General features: G+C 66.8%; 18 protein-coding genes. 9 read left to right on the top strand and 9 right to left on the bottom strand.

Annotated elements, in window-relative coordinates; genetic code table 11:
• Window positions 1-124 precede the first annotated feature (124 nt).
• From NX784_RS05465 to NX784_RS05500, 8 genes are read right to left on the bottom strand one after another with little or no spacing between them, the layout of a single operon-like run.
• The gene (locus NX784_RS05465) at window positions 125-415 is read right to left on the bottom strand and encodes a DUF971 domain-containing protein (RefSeq protein WP_258815654.1); all 291 of its coding nucleotides are present in this window, start codon (window positions 413-415) and stop codon (window positions 125-127) included.
• Window positions 412-1,392 carry a HEAT repeat domain-containing protein gene (locus tag NX784_RS05470; protein WP_307735865.1) on the bottom strand — a complete coding sequence of 327 codons (981 nt, stop codon included), beginning with the start codon at window positions 1,390-1,392 and terminating at the stop codon, window positions 412-414. Before NX784_RS05470 ends, NX784_RS05465 begins: the two co-directional genes overlap by 4 nt.
• A gap of 8 nt (window positions 1,393-1,400) precedes the next feature.
• Window positions 1,401-2,243: an ABC transporter ATP-binding protein gene (locus tag NX784_RS05475; RefSeq protein ID WP_258815656.1), complete on the bottom strand. Its 843-nt coding sequence runs from the start codon at window positions 2,241-2,243 to the stop codon at window positions 1,401-1,403.
• Window positions 2,240-3,061 (bottom strand): ABC transporter permease, encoded by an 822-nt coding sequence (locus NX784_RS05480; RefSeq protein ID WP_258815657.1) that lies wholly within the window; start codon window positions 3,059-3,061, stop codon window positions 2,240-2,242. Before NX784_RS05480 ends, NX784_RS05475 begins: the two co-directional genes overlap by 4 nt.
• A 2-nt stretch (window positions 3,062-3,063) precedes the next feature.
• A complete protein-coding gene (locus tag NX784_RS05485; RefSeq protein WP_258815658.1) occupies window positions 3,064-4,479 on the bottom strand; it encodes an ABC transporter substrate-binding protein in 1,416 nt (471 codons plus the stop codon).
• 18 nt (window positions 4,480-4,497) lie between these two features.
• Complete coding sequence (locus NX784_RS05490) at window positions 4,498-4,731, bottom strand: 4Fe-4S dicluster domain-containing protein (RefSeq protein ID WP_036238885.1); 234 nt, start codon at window positions 4,729-4,731, stop codon at window positions 4,498-4,500.
• 12 nt (window positions 4,732-4,743) lie between these two features.
• Window positions 4,744-6,474, bottom strand: coding sequence for a fumarate reductase/succinate dehydrogenase flavoprotein subunit (locus NX784_RS05495; RefSeq protein WP_258815659.1), 1,731 nt, complete (start codon window positions 6,472-6,474; stop codon window positions 4,744-4,746).
• A gap of 24 nt (window positions 6,475-6,498) precedes the next feature.
• Window positions 6,499-7,242 carry a GntR family transcriptional regulator gene (locus NX784_RS05500; RefSeq protein ID WP_258815660.1) on the bottom strand — a complete coding sequence of 248 codons (744 nt, stop codon included), beginning with the start codon at window positions 7,240-7,242 and terminating at the stop codon, window positions 6,499-6,501.
• Window positions 7,243-7,418: 176 nt separating this feature from the next.
• Here NX784_RS05500 and NX784_RS05505 point away from each other — a divergent pair, with 176 nt between their 5' ends.
• Together NX784_RS05505 and NX784_RS05510 are read left to right on the top strand one after the other, a co-directional pair.
• Window positions 7,419-8,006: an alpha/beta hydrolase family protein gene (locus NX784_RS05505; protein WP_258815661.1), complete on the top strand. Its 588-nt coding sequence runs from the start codon at window positions 7,419-7,421 to the stop codon at window positions 8,004-8,006.
• Window positions 8,007-8,101: 95 nt separating this feature from the next.
• A complete protein-coding gene (locus NX784_RS05510; protein ID WP_258815662.1) occupies window positions 8,102-9,220 on the top strand; it encodes a GGDEF domain-containing protein in 1,119 nt (372 codons plus the stop codon).
• A gap of 77 nt (window positions 9,221-9,297) precedes the next feature.
• Here NX784_RS05510 and NX784_RS05515 read toward each other — a convergent pair whose 3' ends face one another.
• Window positions 9,298-11,280 carry a monovalent cation:proton antiporter family protein gene (locus NX784_RS05515; RefSeq protein WP_258815663.1) on the bottom strand — a complete coding sequence of 661 codons (1,983 nt, stop codon included), beginning with the start codon at window positions 11,278-11,280 and terminating at the stop codon, window positions 9,298-9,300.
• A gap of 85 nt (window positions 11,281-11,365) precedes the next feature.
• On the opposite strand from NX784_RS05515, the gene NX784_RS05520 reads away from it, so the two are divergent.
• The 7 genes from NX784_RS05520 to hpf all read left to right on the top strand — a co-directional run bounded on the left by NX784_RS05520 (window position 11,366) and on the right by hpf (window position 16,888).
• Complete coding sequence (locus NX784_RS05520) at window positions 11,366-12,388, top strand: KpsF/GutQ family sugar-phosphate isomerase (RefSeq protein WP_370662911.1); 1,023 nt, start codon at window positions 11,366-11,368, stop codon at window positions 12,386-12,388.
• On the top strand, window positions 12,388-12,921 hold the full coding sequence (locus tag NX784_RS05525) for a KdsC family phosphatase (RefSeq protein ID WP_258815665.1): 534 nt from the start codon (window positions 12,388-12,390) through the stop codon (window positions 12,919-12,921). Before NX784_RS05520 ends, NX784_RS05525 begins: the two co-directional genes overlap by 1 nt.
• Window positions 12,922-12,928: 7 nt before the next feature.
• Window positions 12,929-13,531 carry an LPS export ABC transporter periplasmic protein LptC gene (gene lptC, locus NX784_RS05530; protein ID WP_258815666.1) on the top strand — a complete coding sequence of 201 codons (603 nt, stop codon included), beginning with the start codon at window positions 12,929-12,931 and terminating at the stop codon, window positions 13,529-13,531.
• Window positions 13,532-13,557: 26 nt separating this feature from the next.
• A complete protein-coding gene (gene lptA / locus NX784_RS05535; protein WP_258815667.1) occupies window positions 13,558-14,157 on the top strand; it encodes a lipopolysaccharide transport periplasmic protein LptA in 600 nt (199 codons plus the stop codon).
• Between the two features lie 14 nt (window positions 14,158-14,171).
• On the top strand, window positions 14,172-14,948 hold the full coding sequence (lptB, locus tag NX784_RS05540; RefSeq protein WP_258815668.1) for an LPS export ABC transporter ATP-binding protein: 777 nt from the start codon (window positions 14,172-14,174) through the stop codon (window positions 14,946-14,948).
• Window positions 14,949-14,950: 2 nt separating this feature from the next.
• The gene (locus NX784_RS05545) at window positions 14,951-16,456 is read left to right on the top strand and encodes an RNA polymerase factor sigma-54 (RefSeq protein ID WP_258815669.1); all 1,506 of its coding nucleotides are present in this window, start codon (window positions 14,951-14,953) and stop codon (window positions 16,454-16,456) included.
• A gap of 72 nt (window positions 16,457-16,528) precedes the next feature.
• Window positions 16,529-16,888 carry a ribosome hibernation-promoting factor, HPF/YfiA family gene (gene hpf, locus NX784_RS05550; RefSeq protein ID WP_036238902.1) on the top strand — a complete coding sequence of 120 codons (360 nt, stop codon included), beginning with the start codon at window positions 16,529-16,531 and terminating at the stop codon, window positions 16,886-16,888.
• Window position 16,889 lies beyond the last annotated feature (1 nt).

Consider the following 16,889-nt stretch of genomic DNA (forward strand, 5'->3'; position numbering starts at 1 on the left):
TAGGGTGGACGGCTCCGCCGTCCACGCGTTCAACGGACGCCGATCAGCGTCGCGGCGTGCACAAGCCGGCTGAACGCGTGGACGTTTGTAATTCAGGCCACTGGCCTGAATTACCCCGTCCACCCTACATTGAGGCGAACGTCGACAGCATCTCGAACGGATAGATGCCGCGCCGATGCCCGTCGCTGAACGTGAGGTTCAGTCCATACGCACCCACCGGCTCGATGTCCGCCAGGCGCACCGTCGCGTCGACGGCGACGTTGCCGCCGGCCCGGCGCAACGCGCGGCATCCCGAGCACGGACACGCCGCGCGCAGCCGCGCATGCGTGACGTGCGCCTCGCGACCGTCCGGCCAGCGCAGCGCCAGCACGCCTTGCGCCGCGTGGTTCTCGATGGCTTCCGGCAGCGCCGTCATGCGGCCGCCCCGATCTGCTGGATGGCGAGGCGCACGGACTTGCGCACCTCCGGGTCCGCATCGCTTTCCGCCGCGCGCAGCGCGGGCAGCGCGGCGGCGGCGCCGATTTCGCCCAGCGCCAGCGCCGCCTCCTTTCTCAGGTTGCTGATCGCGTGCGTGAGCGCCGCCGTCAAGCCGGGCAGCGCATCCCGGCTGCGCAGGCGGCCCAGGCTGCGCGCGGCGCGCAGGCGCACCTGCCAGTACGCGTCGTCCAGCGCGGCGATCAACGCGGGCGCCGCGTCGGCGAGGCGCAGCTTGCCGAGCGTCGTCGCGGCTTCCTCGCGCACTTGCCAGGCGGCGTCGGACAACGCGGCCAGCAGCGCGGCCAGCACGGACGGCACCCCGTCCGCAAAGCCCAGCGCGCCGGCCGCGGCACGCCGCACGTCGGGCTCGGGGTCGTGGACGGCCAGCCGTTTCAGCGCATCGACGGCATCGAGGCGTTTCAGGTAGCCCAGCACCGCGACGGCTTCGCGCCGCACGAGCGCGTCGGCATCGTCGAGTGCCGCCAGCGCGGGCGCAAAGCTGCTTGGTACGCGCAGCTCGCGCACGCCGCGCAGCGCGGCCGCGCGCACGAAAGCGTCGCCGCCAGCGATGAACGGCAGCAGTTCCTGCGCCGACTCGGGCAGCTTGAGTTCCGAGAGGCTTTGGGCGGCGGCGGTGCGCACGCCGGCATCCTCGTCCGACAGCGCGTGCGCGAGGCCCCGCACGATGGCCGGCGATTCGAACGCTTCCAGCGCCTGCGCGGCTTGCGTGCGTACGGTCGCGGCAGCGTCGTCGAGCGCGGCCAGCAGCAGCGGCACGTGGGCGTCGCCGTCCAGGTCGGCCAGGTCGAGCACGGCGATGCGGCGCACGGTCGCGTCATCGTCGTGCAGGCGCTCGGCCAGCTCGGCGAGGTCGGGGTCGTCGTAAAGTTCGGTCGTCACGGTGTGTCCTTGCATGGCAGGTTTCAGGGAGGCCCCAGTGGGCTCAGGCGCGCCAGCGGCGTGATGCTGGCCTGCGGGTGCAGCAGGTCCAGGCAGTGCCGCTTCAGGCGCGTGAAGTGGTTCGAGGTCATGAGGTCCGGATGGCGCGGGCGCGCAAAGTCCAGGCGGATCTCGTCGATGATGCGGCCCGGGCGAGGGCTCATCACGAGGATGCGGTCGGCGAGGAACAGCGCCTCGTCGATGTCGTGCGTGATGAAGACGATCGTCGTGTTCACGCGCGCCCACACGTCCAGCAGCAGTTCCTGCATTTTCAGGCGCGTCTGCGCGTCGAGGGCGCCGAACGGTTCGTCCATCAGCATCACGCGCGGATGGTTGATGAGGACGCGCGCGATCTCCACGCGCTGCTGCATGCCGCCGGACAGCTGGACCGGGTAGCGGTCCTCGAAGCCGGCCAGGCCCACGAGGCCCAGCAGCGCGCGTGCCCGTTCGCGCCGTTCGCGCCGGGCGACACCTTGCATCTTGAGGCCGAACGCGACGTTGTCCAACACCGTCTTCCACGGAAACAAGGTGTGCTGCTGGAAGACGAGGCCGCGGTCCGGATGGGGGCCGGCGACGGAGGCGCCGTCCACGTGGATGCTGCCTCGGCTCGGCGTCCAGTGGCCGGCGAGGGCACCCAGCAGCGTGGACTTGCCGCAGCCGGACGGCCCCAGCACGCAGACGAATTCACCGGGCGCGATGGACAGCGACACGTCCTGCACGGCGTCGAACGCCTGGGATCCTTCGCCGAGGCGGATTCGCAAGTCGTCGATCTCGATGGCGCCGCCCTGCGTGAGTTGCGCGCGCTCGAACGAGGTGGTCTGGTTCATCGCTTCTTCCTTTGCATGTGGTACCAGGGCATGGCGAGGTCGCCGATCTTTTTCACGAGCGCGCTGCTGCCCATGCCGATGACGCCGATGAACAGCATGCCGACGACGATGTCCGGGTAGTTCTGGATCGTGTACGCGGCCCACGTGTAGTAGCCGATGCCGAACTGGCCCGAGATCATCTCCGCCGTCACGAGGCAGAACCATGCGGTGCCCATGCCGATCGACAGGCCGGTGACGATGCTGGGCGCTGCGGCCGGCAGGATCACCTCCGAGAAGATGGTGCCGCGGCCGGCACCGAGGCTGCGCGACGACGCGACGAGGCGCGGATCGGCGCCTTCCACGCCGTGGATCGTGTTCAGCAGGATCGGGAACAGCGCGCCGATGAACGTGATGAACACCATCGACAGCTCGGACGACGGGAACATCAATATCGCCAGCGGGATCCAGGCGACGGCCGGGATCGGGCGCAGCATTTCCAGCGGCGGCAGCAGCACGTCTTCCAGCCGGCGCGAGCGGCCGATGACGAGGCCCAGCGCGATGCCGACGAGGCCCGCCGCCGCGAAGCCGGCGAACACGCGCCCCACGCTGGCCTTCAGGTGCAGCGCCAGCTTCGGTGATTCGAGCAGCGCGGCGGCCGCGTCGAGGACGTCCTTCGGCGACGGCACGTTCTGAAATGTGACGAGGCCCAGGTCGAGGTGGTGCGCAGCGGCCCACTGCCACGCCGCCACGCAGGCGACGAGCGACAGCGTGCGCAGCAGCAGGCGGCCCGCGCGGCGCAGCAGGGCCGGGTCGAACGGGCGGGTGGCGATGGCGTCCATGGTCAGATCGGCTTGCCGCTTTTGAGCGTGTCGAAATCGACGACCTTGCCTTTGACCTTGGCCGCCTGCGTCTGCGCATCCGCCTTCAGCAGGTAGGCGCTGACGTCCTTGCCGTTGCTCGCGACGACGAACCACGCATCGCCTGCCAGCAGCTTCAGGCCCGATCCTTGGTCGTGGGCGTACACGGTGCGCACCTTCTTGCCCGCTTGTTCCAGCTTGCGCAGTTCGGCGATCGCGGTCGTCGCGGTCGCATAGTGACGGACGAGCGGTTCGCCCTGCACCCAGATCTGCGTGAGGTGGCGGACGTCGGTGATCGGTTTGCCGGTGACCGCGTCTTTGGCTTTCAACGGCAGCTTGTCGTAGTTCTTCAACTGCCGGTCGTAGTCCAGGCCCGCCTGCTTGAACGCCGTGCGGATGTAGGTATCGTCGATGAAGCTGTCGACGTCGATGTCGGACTCCGTCCGCTTCAGCAGGCGCAGGGTCTCGATCGACGTCTTCACCGCCTGGCGGTATTCCGGCTTCCATGTGAAGTCGCGCGTCTGCAGGCCGAGCGGGCCGTGGAACAGGTAGTTCACTTCTGCCTCGATGCCGGTGACCTTCGCGATCAGCTCACTGTATTTTTCCGGCTCGGCCGCGATCAGGCGGTCCGCCTCGATGGCCGCGCGCAGGTAGGCGACGACGATCTCCGGATACTTCTTCGCATAGTCCGCTTCGACGAGGCTGCCGTGCAGCGTGGGCGCCTGCGCTTGCGAACCGTCGTAGATCTTGCGGGCGAAGCCGCGGTGCGGGAACAGCTCCGCGAACGGGACGAAGTCGGCGTGCGCGTCGACCTTGCTGCCCTGCAGGGCGGAGCCGGCGACTTCCGGCGCCTGCGTCGTGATGTTCACGTCCTTCTCGGGATCCCAGCCCTGCGCCTTCACGGCGCGCAGCAGCATGCCGTGAGCGGTGGACGCGAACGGCACGGAGATCGTCTTGCCCTTCAATTCCGCCAGCGATTGCACGGGCGAGTTCTTCGGCACGACGATGCCGTTGCCGGAACCGAGCACGCTGCCCGACAGGACGCTGATGAAGAGGCTCTTCTTGCCGGCCTTGGCGTGCGCGGCGCCGTTGAAGGAGCCGGGGAAGTCGGCCATCGCACCGAGGTCCAGCTTACCGGCCACCATCTCGTTCGTCAGCGGCGCGCCCGACGTGAAGTTCTTCCACTCGATGTCGTACTTGACGTCCTTGTACTTGCCGTCGTGCGGCAGGTATTTTTCCAGCAGATGCAGCTCGCGGATCAGCAGGCCGCCGGTGGCGCAATTGATGGTCGTGTCCTGCGTGCCGATGGCGACGCGGATCGTCTCCGCGGCGTGCGTGCTGCCGAAGGCGAGCAGCAGGGACAACGTAACGAGTTGATGGTGCAGTTCCAGCAGTTTCATTCCTTTTGTTCTCCAGAGTTAGCGCAGCAGATACGGGATGTCGACGTGGACGGCACCGGTCGGGCAGTCCTTCTCGCACGGCATGCAGTACCAGCATTCGTCGAACTTCATGTAGGCCTTGCCCTTGACCATGTCGATGGCCAGAACGTCCAGCGGGCAGACGTCCACGCACACGGTGCAGCCCTTGTGCGCGATGCATTTGTCCTCGTCGACGGTGACGGGAACGCTGGTGATGTTGATGGTGGTCGGCATGGGTTCTCCTGGTCAGGCCGCGAGGGCCTCGGTCTTGTGTACGCGCAGGCGGCGGTATGCATCCTTCTCGCTGTCGTCGAGCGGGACGATGTATGGCGCGATCGGGCGCGTGAAACAGGTCATCTCGCCGTCCTGCTTTTGAAGCTGCACGTGCACGAACCAGTCGGCATCGTTGCGCTGCGGGTAGTCGACGCGGTTGTGGTACAGACCCCAGCGGCTCTCTGTCCGGTACAGCGAGGCGCGCGCGGCCATCTCGGCACAGTCGCGGATCGCGTGGATTTCCATCGCGCGCATCAACTCGTGCGGATTGCGCGCCTGCAGGCGATCGAGGTCGGCGCGGATCATCTCGAAGCGCTGCAGCCCGATCTCCATCTTGTTCGTGACCTTCGGCGGCTGCAGGTAGTCGTTGACCATGCGGCGCAACTTGTACTCGACCTGGTTCGGCGGCAGCCCGTCCTCGCGCGACAGGGGCGCCCACACGCGGGCGCGCTCGCGCTCGACCTGGGCCTCGTCGACGGCAGGTAGCTCGTGCGCCGCGCAGTAGGCGGCCGCGCTTTCGCCGGCCAGGCGGCCGTAGACGAACGCGCCCAGCATGTAGTTGTGCGGGACGCAGGCGAGGTCGCCGGCCGCGTGCAGGCCCGGCACCGTCGTGCGCGCATGCTCGTCGACCCACACGCCGGACGCCGAGTGGCCGCTGCACAGGCCGATCTCCGAGATGTGCATCTCGACCATCTGCGCGCGGTAATCCGTGCCGCGGCCCTCGTGGAAGCGGCCGCGGCTCGGACGCTCGTTCGTGTGCAGGATCGTCTCGATGGTCTGGATCGTTTCCTCGGCCAGGTGGTTCATCTTGAGGAAGACGGGGCCGTTGCCGCCCTGGAGTTCGTCGTGGAACTCCTGCATCATCTGGCCGCTCCAGTAATCGCATTCGATGAAGCGCTCGCCCTTCGCATTCGTCGTGTGGCCGCCGAATGGGCCCGTCACGTAGGCGCAGGCGGGGCCGTTGTAATCCTTGATCAGCGGGTTGATCTGGAAGCATTCGATGCCGGACAGCTCGGCGCCCGCGTGATAGGCCATGCTGTAGCCGTCGCCCGCATTGGTCGGGTTTTCGTACGTGCCGAACAGGTAACCGGAGGCGGGCAGGCCGAGGCGGCCTGCGGCGCCCGTCGCCAGCACGACGGCCTTCGCGCGGATCACGTGGAAGTCGCCCGTGCGGCAGTCGAACGCCATCGCGCCCGCGATGGAGCCGTCTTCCGCGGTCAGCAGACGCGTGGCGACGAGACGGTTGGTGATCTCGACGCGGGTGCGCTTCAGGCGGCGGTACAGCACTTTCTTGATGTCGTGGCCCTCGGGCATCGGCAGCACGTACGTGCCCATGTAGTGGACCTTGCGCATCGCGTAGTCGCCCGTCTCGTCCTTCTCGAACTTCACGCCCCAGCTGTCCAGCTCCTCGATCATTGCGTAGCTGTTCTGCGCATACGCCATCACGGTGGCCTGGTTGACGATGCCGTCGTTGGCGATGGTGATCTCCTTGACGTACTGCTCGGGCGTCGCGAAGCCCGGCACGATGGCATTGTTGAGGCCATCCATGCCCATCGAGATGGCGCCGCTGCGCTTGACGTTGGCCTTCTCCAGCAGCAGCACGCGCAGCTGCGGGTTCGCTTCCTTGGCTTTGACGGCCGCCATCGGGCCGGCCGTGCCGCCCCCGATCACGAGCACGTCGACGGTTTGAATATGCGTTTCCATATCGGTTCCTGGTTCAAAAAATGTTCAGGGGTGGCGCGGCAGGCGCAGCGCATATTGAAAAGCTTCGCCGCGGACGTACAGGTATTCGAAGTCGAGCGGCACGCCGTCGGCCGTCCACGTCAGGCGCTCGATGCGCAGCAGGGCGGCGCCCCGTTCGACGCACAGCGCGTCGGCCAATGTGGCATCGGCGTTGATCGCGTCGATCCGGACGTCGGCGTGGCCCAGTGCGATGCCGTAGTCGGCTTCCAGGATCAGGAAGATGTCGCGCTCGGCCAGGTTCTCGCCGCGCAGCCGTTCGCCGATCGTCGTCGGCACGTACGTGATCTCGAACGACACGGGCGCATGGTCGAGCCGGCGCACGCGGTGGATTGCCGTTACGGGCGTCCCCGGCGCCAGGCGCAGACGCGCGGCCACGTCGGGCGGCGCGTCCACCTGCACGTGCTTCACGACGCGGTTGACGATCCGGTGGCCTTTGCGTGCCATCGCTTCGCCGAAGCCCTCCAGCCGCGCCAATTCCTGGCTGGGCCGGTTCGTCGCGACGAACGTGCCCTTGCCGGGCACCTTGACGATCACGCCTTCCTTCTGCAGGTCGCCCAGCGCCTGGCGCACGGTGATGCGGCTGACCTTCAGCAGCGCGCCGATCTCGTGCTCCGACGGCAGGCGCGCGTGCGGGGCGTAGGTGCCGTCGACGATGCGTTCGCGCAGGCGCTCGCGCACTTGCGAATACAGCGGGACGGCGGAGGGTTCGATGGCGCGCAATAGAGTCATGGTCTGGTTTCTCCCGTCATGACAAGTCATGATTGCGACGATGGTATCGACGCGTGCCGCCTGCGAGAACGAATGGTTTCGTGCTTGCACATGCGGAAAACGCCTGAGTCGGCGGGCGCATATCGATATGCGCGCGATGCGCTAGACTGTGCGGTTTTCGGAGACTCCTACACACGATGGATCCGCTGATCGTCCTGCTGCACGGCGTAGGCCAGGTACCGGCCGACATGGCGCCGCTGGCCGACATGGTTGCCGCGCGCGACCCGCGTGCGCGCGTGGCGGTGCCCGCCGCGACCGACCGTTGCGACCGCGGCGGCGCCGGCTTCCAGTGGTTTTCCGTGGACGGCATCACGGACGACAACCGGGCGGACCGTCTGCACGCGGCGCTGCCGGCGTTCGTCGCGGCGATCGAGGCGCTGCAGCGCGCGCACGGCGCGGCGCCGGCATCGACGGTGCTGGCCGGCTTTTCGCAGGGCGCCGCGATGGCGCTGGCCGCATGCGAAGAGTGCTTTCTCGCGCGCCACGTCGTCGCCATCGCCGGCCGCTGCGCGCCGCCTCAGGCCTGGACGCACCCCACGTCCGTCACGTTCGTGCACGGCCGCATGGACTGGACCGTGCGCGTGCAGCACAGCGAACGGGCGTTCGAGCGCCTCGCCGCGCTGGGGGCCGACGTGCGGCTCGACGTCGTGCCGCGCGCCGTCCACCTGCTGGCGCCGCCGCTGCTGGAACGTGCGTGCGACGCCGTGTGCGCGCCGCTACCATGACATTCTGGCAATGTTAATGACTTGTACTCATCATTTTCGTTTCCAAGCTGCTCAAGTTCGCGTAAATTAGGGTTCTTGCTGAAGGGGAACCACACATGCACGAGCGCGGCGCCAGTGTGCGCGAACTCATCGCCGAGAACGAGGCCTTGCGCCGCCAGCTGGCCAGCCTGCTGGACCAGGCCGAGGGCAACCACGCCATCATGATGCGGCACCAGGCGTTCGACCTGGAAATCGTCGGCGCGAGCACGTTCCAGGAACTGGTCGGCACGATCTTCCGGCTGCTGCCCGTCGTGTCCGACCTGGACGCCGTCACGCTGTCGCTCGTCGACACGGGCGCCGACATCTACACCGTCATGCACAAGCTGGGCGTGGATTTCGAGGCGTTCCCGAATCTGCTGTTCCACGAGAGCTTTGAAGTGCTCGGGTTCGACGTGTCCGGCACCCGCGCGCCCAAGCCGCGTCTCGTGCCGTTCGACCTAGCCACGCAGCGCCATGCGTTTCCCCATCCGCCCGGGGGTCTCGCCAGCGTGGCGATGGTGCCGCTGCTGCGGAATAAACGGCTGATCGGGAGCCTGAACCTGGGCAGCCGCGATCCGGGCCGTTTCACGCCGCTGCTCGGCACGGACTTCGTCGAGCACATGGCATCGATCATCGCGATCTGCCTGGAAAACGTGATCAGCAACGAGATGCTGAAGTACATCGGCCTGACCGATGCGCTCACGGGCGTCTACAACCGCCGCTACATGGACCGCCGCCTCGTCGAGGAAATCTCGCGGGCGCGGCGCCAGTCGTACCGGCTGTCGTGCATGTACATCGACATCGACTGGTTCAAGCAGGTGAACGACACGTACGGCCACCTGGCCGGCGACGACGTGCTGCGCGAGGTCGCGGCGCGCATCAAGGCGGAGCTGCGCATGACGGACGCGCTGGGCCGCTTCGGCGGCGAGGAGTTCGTCGTGCTGCTGATCGACGCCGACCTGGAGAACGCCAGCATGGTCGCGCAGCGCATCCGCGCCAGCGTGGCCGAGCGGCCGTTCCTGCTGCAGGAGGGGCAGACCCTCGCCGTGTCGGTGTCGATCGGCGTGGCGACGCTCGACGATTTCGAGCGTGACCATGCGATCGAGGGTGTGGCGCAGCAGCTGGTCGCGCAGGCCGACCAGGCGTTATACCAAGCCAAGGAAGGTGGGCGGAACAGAGTCGTGGCGTCGACGTAGGGTGGGCACCCTGTGCCCACGCGGACGCGTGCGTCATGCCGGCCTTCGCGTGGGCTCGGGGAGCCCTCCCTACGAAACTACCGCAATAATCTACCTTCGGCGCGGGTCACGGCGTTCCCGGTCCCGCGCAACACCACCACATCCCCCGCCCGCAGCACCGTCTCCGCCGTCGGCTCGATCCGGTCGTTACCCCGCCGCACGGCCGTGACTTCGGCGCCGACTTCGTCCAGTTCCAGGTCCGCGATGCTGCGCCCGACGGCGCCCGCATCGTCGCGCAGCGACACCGAGTGCAGGCGCACATAGCTGTGTTCCGTGCCGTCGGCGACGTCGCTGGCGCCGTGGAAGAAGCCGCGCAGCGACGCGTAGCGCTCGTCGCGCGCGGCCTGCACGCGGTGGACGACGCGGCGCAGCGGCACGCCCATCACGACGAGCGCGTGCGACGCGAGCATCAGGCTCGATTCCAACGCTTCCGGCACGACCTCGGTGGCGCCGGCCTTCTTCAGCACGTCGAGTTCGCGGTCGTCGTGCGCGCGCACGATCACGGGCAGCTTCGGCGCCAGCTCGTGCACGAGGTGCAGCACCTTGACGGCCAGGCGCGTGTCGGCGAACGTGATCACGAGGGCGCTGGCGCGGTTGATACCGGCCGCGATCAGCGCTTCTCGCCGCGTGCAGTCGCCGTATGACACGTTGATGCCCGCGGTGCGCGCTTCCTGCACGCGCTCGGGGTCGAGGTCGAGCGCGTACCACGGCAGCTTTTCTTCCGACAGCAACGTGGCCAGCGACTGGCCGCTGCGGCCGAAACCGGCGATGATCACGTGCTTCTGCGTGGCCATCGTGCGGCTCGCGATCTGCGTCAGCTGCAGCGACTGCAGCATCCATTCGTTCGCCGCGATCTTCATGACGAACTTGTCCATGTTGGCGATGACGAACGGCGCCGCCAGCATCGACAGCACCATCGACGCGAGTACCAGCTGGATCAGGAACGGGTCGATCAGCTTCGAGCCCGCCGCGAGGTTCAGCAGCACGAAGCCGAATTCGCCGGCCTGCGCGAGCGACAGGCCCGTGCGCATGGCGACGCCGTCGGACGAACCGAATGCCTTCGCCAGCAGGGCGATCAGCACGAATTTCAAGATGACGGGTAGAAGGAGCAGCATCAGCACGAGCGCCCAGTTCGCGAACACGAGCTTCACGTTCAGGAGCATGCCGATCGTGATGAAGAAGAGGCCCAGCAGCACGTCGCGGAACGGCTTGATGTCCTCTTCCACCTGGTGTTTGTACGGCGTCTCGGAGATCAGCATGCCGGCCACGAATGCGCCCAGCGCCAGCGACAGGCCCGCGTGTTCCGTGATCCAGGCGGCGCCCAGGGTCACGAGCAGCAGGTTCAGCATGAAGAGTTCCTGCGAGCGGCGCTTGACGACGACGTTGAACCACTTGCGCATCACCATCTGGCCGAAGAACAGCAGCAGCGCCAGTACGGCCGCCGCCTTGACGCCCGCCCACGCGAGGGTCATCGCCAGTTCCTCGGGCGGCTTGGCCAGCGACGGGATCAGGATCAGCAGGGGAACGACGGCGAGGTCCTGGAACAGCAGGATGCCGATGATGCGGCGACCATGCTCGCTTTCCAGTTCCAGCCGCTCCGTCAGCAGCTTCGAGACGATGGCCGTCGACGACATCGCGAGCGCCCCGCCCAGGCCCAGCGCCGCCTGCCAGCCGATGTGCAGGGGTGGCGGCAGGTAGCGCGTCAGCAGCGACGCCAGCACGGTGATGGCGATCGTGAGCACGACCTGCGCGAGCCCGAGGCCGAACACGATGCGGCGCATGGCGCGCAGCTGGGCCAGCGAGAATTCCAGCCCGATCGAGAACATGAGGAAGACGACGCCGAATTCGGCCAGGCCCTGCGTCGTGGTACCGTTGTCGGCGAGGTTCAGCGCGTTCGGGCCGATCAGCACACCCACCGCCAGGTAGCCCAGCATGGGCGGCAAGTGCAGCATCCGGAACGCGACGACGCCGAGGACGGCGCTGCCCAGCAGGAGGAGGGTGAGTTCGAGGCCTGAGGTCATGCGGAGCGACGGCGAGGTCCCGGAAATATGTTGTTTGTTACGTCTGGCAAGTTTTTTGCTTTCTCAATTCGGATATACTTTGGTTATGAGTGTAACCGATGAAAAAATAATGCTGACAAGTTTTAACGACGCCCAGGCGCGCCGGGCGCTGGAACTGGCCCGCGAGGCGCTGGACGTGGAAGGCGAGGCGATCCGCAAGCTGTCCGCGCGCCTCGACCGCGACGACAGCGTGCCGCGCGCCGTCGCGCTGATGATGGCGTGCAAGGGCCGCGTCGTCGTGTCGGGCATGGGCAAGTCGGGCCACATCGGCCGCAAGATTGCAGCGACGTTGGCATCGACGGGCACCCCCGCGCTGTTCCTGCACCCCGGCGAAGCCGCGCACGGCGACCTCGGCATGGTGACCTCGCAGGACGTCCTGATCGCCATCTCGTATTCGGGCGAGAGCAGCGAACTGGCCATCGTGATCCCGGCCGTCAAGCGGATGGGCGTGCCCGTCATCGCCATCACGGGCAAGCCGGAATCGAGCCTCGCGCTGGCGGCCGACGTGCACCTGGACGTCTCCGTCGAGAAGGAAGCCTGTCCGCTGAACCTGGCGCCCACCGCCAGCACCACGGCCACGCTCGCGCTGGGCGATGCGCTGGCCGTTGCGCTGCTCGAGCTGCGCGGCTTCAAGTCGGACGATTTCGCACGCTCGCACCCGGGCGGCGCGCTCGGGCGGCGCCTGCTCACGCACGTGCGCGACGTGATGCGCAGCGGCGACGCCGTGCCGAAGGTCAAACCCGACGCGCTCCTCACCGACGCGCTGCTGGAAATCTCGCACAAGGGCATGGGCATGACGGCCATCGTCGACGATGGCGGCCGTCCCGTCGGCGTGTTCACGGACGGCGACCTGCGCCGCCTGATCGAGAAAGTCCAGGATTTTTCCAAGCTCGTGATCCGCGACGTGATGCACGCGAACCCGCGCCGCGTCCATCCGGAACAGCTGGCGGTGGATGCCGTCGCCGTGATGGAAGAATTCCGCATCAACCAGATGCTCGTCGTGGACGCCAGCGACGTGCTGGTGGGCGCGCTGCACATCCACGACCTCACGCGCGCCAAGGTGATCTGATGGTGACGCCACTCGCACACATGGAGCGCGCCGCGCGCGTGAAGGTCATGATCTTCGACGTCGACGGCGTCCTCACGGACGGCAGCCTGACGTATGGCCCGGACGGCGAAGTGACGAAGACGTTCTACGTGCTGGACGGCCTCGGCATCCAGCTGCTGAATAAAACGGGCGTGCAGACCGCGATCATCAGCGCGCGCACGTCGCCGATCGTCATCAAGCGCGCCGCCGACCTCGGGATCACGCACGTGTTCCAGGGCCAGCACGACAAGCGCCTCGCGTTCGCCGACCTGCTGGCGAAGACCGGCGTGACGGCGGAGGAGTGCGGCTACATCGGCGACGACGTCATCGACCTGCCGCTGTTCACCCGCGTGGGCTTTGCGGTCACGGTGCCGAGCGGGCATCCGGAAGTGCAGCACCGCGCCCATTACGTGACGAAGAATCCGGGCGGCCGCGGCGCCGTGCGCGAAGTCTGCGACATGGTGATGCGTGCCCGTGGCACCTACGAACAGGCGCTTGCGCCTTACTTCGGATAACAGAGATATGGCTGCCGCAAGCTACAAGCGTACCGCGCACCGCTGGCGCCTGCTCCTGCTGATGCTGTTCGCCGTGTTCTGCGCGTTCGGCAGCTTCTGGCTCGTGCAGGTGATGCAGGGCGACGACAACACGCCGGGCACCGGCGCGGGCAACGAGCCGGACTACATCATCGACAACTTCAGCTGGGTGCGCATGTCGGAAGCGGGCAAGCCGCGCTACGTGATCTCGGGCGACCGCCTGACGCATCGCCCGGCCGACAACACGGCCCTCGTCGACAAGCCGGTCGTGCAGAACCTGACGACCGACCATCCGCCGATGACGATGACGGCCGAGCGCGCGCTCGTCAGCCAGAACCAGAACCAGATCGACCTGACGGGCAACGTCGACATCCAGCGCCCGGCCGGCACCGATTCGCAGCCGCTGCGCATCCGCACGCAGGCGCTGACCGTGCTGCCGGACGAGGACATCGTCAAGACCGACCAGCCGATCGACATGAAGCTGGGCGCGTCGTCCGTCAACGGTGTCGGCATGCTCGCCAATAACGCCACGCAGCAAGTGCACCTGGGCGGACGCGGCCAGATCATCTATCCGCCGCGCGCCTCGCGCTGACGCCCTCAATAACAAGGACGAGATCCATGAAAAAATACCTTGCCGTCGCCATCCTGTCGCTTGCCTCGCTGTCCGCGTGGGCCGAGCGCGCGGATTCGCTGAAGCAGGCCATCATCAAGTTCGACACGCTGGACGTGGACGAGGTCAACCAGACGCGCATCCTGACCGGCAACGTCGTGCTCACGCGCGGCACCCTGACGCTGAAGTCCGACAAGGCCGTGCTGAAGGAATCGCCGGAAGGCTATATGAGCGTCGTGCTGACGGCGAACGCGGGCAAGACCGCGAGCTTCCGCCAGAAGCGCGACGGCGGCCCGGACCTGTGGGTCGAGGGCCAGGCCGAGCGCATCGAATACGACGAGCGCACGGAAATCGTGAAGCTGTTCTCGAACGCCATCGTCAGGCAGCTCGAGAACGGACGCCTGTCGAGCGAAGTCGATGGCGCCTTCATCTCCTACGACAACCGCACCGAGGTCGCGAACGTGCGCAACGACGCCAGCGGCCAGACCAAGCCGGGCCAGGGCCGCAACACCTTGATCATCGCGCCGCGCCGCACGACGGCACCGGCAGCACCCGGCGCCCCTGCTGCGGCCGCCCCTGCCGCCGCCGCACCGGCGGGCAAGCAATGAGGGAGGCCGGCACGATGGACACGAGCACGCAAACCGCGCCCGTCGAATGCGGCGGCAGCACGCTGGTCGTCAAGGGACTGCAGAAGAGCTACGGCAAGCGCCTCGTGGTGCGCGACGTGTCGCTGCAGGTCGCCTGCGGCGAAGTCGTCGGCCTGCTGGGCCCGAACGGCGCCGGCAAGACGACGTCGTTCTACATGATCGTCGGCCTCGTGCCGTCGGACGCGGGCAACATCGACATCAACGGCACCGATGTCACGAGCCTGCCGATCCACCGGCGCGCGCTGCTCGGGCTGTCGTACCTGCCGCAGGAAGCGTCCGTGTTCCGCAAGCTGACGGTCGAAGAAAACATCCGCGCCGTGCTGGAACTGCAGCGCGAAAACGGCAAGCCGCTGACGAAGGCGCGCATCGCCGAGCGCCTCGACGAGCTGCTGGCCGAGCTGCAGATCGAGAAGCTGCGCGAAAACCCCGCGCTGTCGCTGTCGGGCGGCGAGCGCCGGCGCGTGGAGATCGCGCGCGCGCTCGCGACGAACCCGCGCTTCGTGCTGCTGGACGAGCCGTTCGCCGGCGTCGACCCGATCGCCGTGATCGAGATCCAGCGCATCGTGCGCTTCCTGAAGGAGCGCGGCATCGGCGTGCTGATCACGGACCATAACGTGCGCGAGACGCTGGGCATCTGCGACCGCGCCTACATCATCAACCAGGGCGCGGTGCTCGCGTCGGGCCGGCCCGACGACATCATCGCCAACGAATCGGTCCGCCGCGTCTACCTGGGCGAACACTTCCGAATGTAGACATGAAACAGACGCTGCAACTCAAGACTTCACAGCATCTCGCACTGACGCCGCAGCTGCAGCAGTCGATCCGCCTGCTGCAGCTGTCCACGCTCGAGCTGCACCAGGAAATCGAACAGGTGCTGAGCGAGAACCCGCTGCTCGAACGGCTCGACGATCCGCTCGACCGCTCCGTGCGTCTGCTGGCCGACGGCGCCATCAACAGCGCGCCGTCTTCGCAGGCGGGCGAGGCGCCGGCCGCGCAGGGTTCGGGCGAGGAGGGCGGGGCGCCCGCCGAGGGCGGCAATGGCGAGGCCGGTGCCGATGCCGGCGGCGACAGCGGCGCGGAGGGCGGCAGCGAGGGCGACTCGGGCGACTGGGGCGAAGGCAGCCGCAGCAGCGGCAGCGGCGGGGACGACGAGGATGGCCGTCCGCAGCTGGAAGCGAGCCCCGTCACGTTGCGCGAGCATTTGATGGAACAAGTGCGCATGACGTGCTGCGCCGCGCGCGACTGCGCGCTCGTGGAACTGGTCGTCGACGCGCTGGACGACAACGGCTACCTGGAAGAGCCGCTGGAAGACATCCACGCGCGCATGCCGGCCGAGCTGGAGATCGACTTCGAGGAATTGCGTACGGCGCTGGCCCTCGTGCAAAGCATGGACCCGCCCGGCGTCGGCGCGCGCAGCGCGGCCGAATGCCTGGCGCTGCAGATCCGCCGCATGCCCGGCGTGCCGCTCGTCACGCGGCGCATGGCGCTCGTCATCGTCGAGAAATACCTGACGTGGTTCGCGCAGCGCGAGTTCAACAAGCTCAAAAAGGCGCTCGACTGCGACGACGAAGACCTGCGGGAAGCCCAGGCCGTGATCCGCCAATGCAACCCGCATCCGGGCGCGGAGTTCGCGTCGGACGTCTCCGATTTCGTCGTGCCCGACGTGATCGTGCGGCGCGCCAAGGATGGCTGGAGCGTGCAGCTGAATCCGGAAGTGATGCCGCGCCTGCGCGTGAACAGCCTGTATGCGTCGCTGATGAAGCAGGGCAAATCGGAAAGCCAGCTGGGTGCACAGTTGCAGGAAGCTAAGTGGCTTATCAAGAACATGCGCCAGCGCTTCGATACGATCCTGCGTGTGGCCCAGGCAATTGTCGATCGCCAGCGCAACTTTTTTTCCCATGGCGCAGTGGCGATGCGGCCCCTTGTTTTACGTGAGATAGCTGATACACTAGGTCTACACGAGAGCACTATTTCTCGAGTCACAACTCAGAAATACATGCTGACCCCGCACGGCATGTTCGAGTTGAAGTATTTCTTCGGGAGTCACGTTGCCACCGAAGCGGGAGGCGAAGCATCGTCGACGGCAATACGGGCCCTCATCGTACAACTCACAGGAGCAGAAGACCCCAAGAACCCTTTATCCGACAGCAAGATCGCGGAGATGCTAGGGGAACAGGGAATGGTTATCGCGCGGCGCACGGTCGCCAAGTACCGTGAGGCGCTGAAGATCCCTCCCGTCAGTCTCCGCAAATCACTGTAGCAAGCTCTTGCAACAACACTGTCCCAGTGCGCTGCGCGCGCACGGTGGCAATGCATCTTCAAAGGAGTGTGTATGAATCTCACTATCAGCGGACATCATCTCGATGTAACCCCAGCAATTCGAGAGTACGTACAGAACAAGCTTGAACGCATCACCCGCCATTTCGATCAAGTGATCGATTCCCACGTCATCCTCTGCATCGACAATCTCACCGAGAAAGAAAAACGCCAGAAAGCCGAGATCAACCTGCGTCTCGCGGGCAAGATCGTCCATGTCGCCAGTGCCGCGCACGACTTATACGCCGCGATCGACATGTTGATGGACCGCCTGGACCGCCAGGTCGTCAAATACAAGCAAATGCTCAAGGATCATGACAACGCGTGTATCAAGCGTATGTCCGAAGGTGGGGAGGAAGAGCCCGCCGCGGCGTAAC

The organism is Massilia pinisoli (assembly GCF_024753285.1).
In the GTDB taxonomy this organism is placed as follows: Bacteria; Pseudomonadota; Gammaproteobacteria; order Burkholderiales; family Burkholderiaceae_D; genus Telluria; species Telluria pinisoli.